Annotated in this window: 1 protein-coding gene and 1 pseudogene; one reads left to right on the forward strand and one right to left on the reverse strand. The window is 72.9% G+C overall.

The features are described 5' to 3' along the window. Window positions 1-349, reverse strand: a pseudogene (locus G6026_RS13630) (hypothetical protein); the annotation flags it as partial. Window positions 350-593: 244 nt separating this feature from the next. Here G6026_RS13630 and G6026_RS13635 point away from each other — a divergent pair. Beyond that, window positions 594-2,141 carry an alkaline phosphatase PhoX gene (locus G6026_RS13635; protein WP_182613483.1) on the forward strand — a complete coding sequence of 516 codons (1,548 nt, stop codon included), beginning with the start codon at window positions 594-596 and terminating at the stop codon, window positions 2,139-2,141. Window positions 2,142-2,166: the final 25 nt, after the last annotated feature.

A 2,166-nucleotide genomic window follows, 5' to 3' on the forward strand; every position in this document is an offset into this window, starting at 1 on the left:
CCCCGTCCCAGCCGTACAGGAAGCCCAGGTAGAGGCCGGCGGACCGGGCGTGCTCGACTCCGCGACGCCACCACCCCGGGGCGTCGCCGACGAGGTCCGTCCCCGTCTCGCCGGTGCGTCCGCTGCCCTCGGTGAGGGAGAACTCGTGGTGCCAGCCGACGAGGAGCGCACGCCCCTCGCCGGGCCGGACGAGCGCCATCCACATCCCCTCGGCGCCGGCCCAGTGCAGCGCCGCCGGCGTGGGCGCGAAGTGCTCCAGTCCCACCGCGGCGCGGACGGCGGAGTCCACGGCGAGGAGAGAGGCGATGTCGTCAGGCGTCGAGTCCAGGTCCACCGGCAGCAGTGCCATGCCGGTCACATTAGGCCACCCCGGGGGCCCGGTCGATTGCCCGTCGGTGAACACTCGGCGACCACGGGGGTCCGGTGGGCCCCGTCGAGCCGATCCGTGCAGCCGGCGGGCGGACGCCCGCACCGCGTCTCCGCCGCGCGTTCACGCCCGCGACATCTCAACGGCGCGTTCCCGTTTCCATCGGCCCCTAGCGTCTGAACCCGCGCGCCGGACGGGCCGGCCGCGGGGAGAGGACACCGGAACAATGGCAACCACCAGCATCGATCGTCGTCGATTCCTCGCCGGCGCGGCAGCTCTCGGCGCGGGGGTGTACGTCGCGGGTAACCTCACCGGGACTTTCACCGGCTCCGGCGCGATCGCCGGCGCCACGGGCGTCGGGACCGAGGGGTACGGGGACCTGGTGCCGGACCCGAACGGTCTGCTCGATCTGCCGGAGGGCTTCACGTACACCGTGGTCTCGCACGCGGGCGAGACCACCATGGAGGGTGGCGCCGCGTCCCCGTCCGATCCCGACGGCGCCGGGTACTTCCCGGCCTCCGGCCCCCTCGGTTCTCTATCAGGAGCACTGGGCTCGGTCGGTGACCTCGTGGGCGGGGGTGGCGGCTTCCTCGTCCTCAACCACGAGATCGGCGGCAGCGAACCGCATGTCGTTCCGGTGACCGACGGGCTCACGTTCGACGACCAGGCGGGTGGGGGATGCACGGTGATCGCCGTCGACTCCCGGGGCGAACGCAGGTCGCAGTACGTCGGCGTGGCCGGCACGGTGAACAACTGCGCGGGCGGCGTCACCCCGTGGGGCACGTGGCTCACCTGCGAGGAGACCGAACTCCGGGCCGGTGGACGCTCGCTCCAGGGCAGAACAGCCTCACTGGACCACGGCTGGGTCTTCGAGGTCTCGCCGGACACCGCGCTCAACCGGGCCCAGGCCACGGTGCCGCTGAAGTTCCTCGGGCGGTTCGCCCACGAGGCCGTCGCGGTGCACCCCACGAGCGGCGTCATCTACCTCACCGAGGACGCGGGCAGTCCCAACGGCCACGTGTACCGCTGGACCCCTCCGGCGGGGTTCCAGCCGGGTACGGGCTCGCTCGCGGAGCTCGCCCGCTCCGAGGGTGGCGACACGGCCGGCACCTTCGAGATGATGCGATGCGTCTCCGGCGGCGCTCACGTACCGGACCTGTCGGTGGCCACCACGGTCGGCACGACCTACCAGGTCGAGTGGGTGGACGTTCCGGGTCGCGACCGACTCGCGGAGACCACCTCGATCCGCAAGCAGTCCTACGCCGACCGCGGCACCCGCTCGCGCAAACTCGAGGGCGCGTGGTGGAAGGAGGGCGCGTACGTCGTGGCCTCCTTCGCCCGGATGGGCGACGGTTCGGCGGCCGAGCACGACGGGCAGGTCTGGCGCATCGCGCCGGACGGTGCGTCCATCACCCTGTACTCCGTCTTCGGCAGGAACCCGGACCCGTCCGTCGACCTCGCGGACGGCGGGGGCTTCGACGGCCCGGACAACATCACGGTCTCCCCCCACGGCGGCGTCGTGGTGTCCGAGGACGGTTCCGGGATCCAGCACGTCGTCGGCGTCGACGACCGAGGCCGGGCGTACCCCATCGCCCGCAACCGCGTGAGCGACTCGGAGTTCGCCGGCCCGGTGTTCAACGAGGACGGCTCGGTGATGTTCGTGTCGATCCAGGGCGACGGCTACACGTTCGCGGTGACAGGTCCCTGGGAGCGTCTCGCCGGCGCCGCCGGGGCCGGCACCGGTTCGCTCGGCAGCGCGGGGCTGGGAGCCTGACACCCCTCGCCCGGCGCGAGCCGGC

The organism is Dietzia sp. DQ11-38-2, assembly GCF_014145055.1.
Classification (GTDB): Bacteria; Actinomycetota; Actinomycetes; order Mycobacteriales; family Mycobacteriaceae; genus Dietzia.

What these genes read in the sequence shown, in the direction of transcription:
- G6026_RS13635 (WP_182613483.1), top strand. Translation starts at nt 594, where the DNA reads ATGGCAACCACCAGCATCGATCGTCGTCGATTCCTCGCCGGCGCGGCA.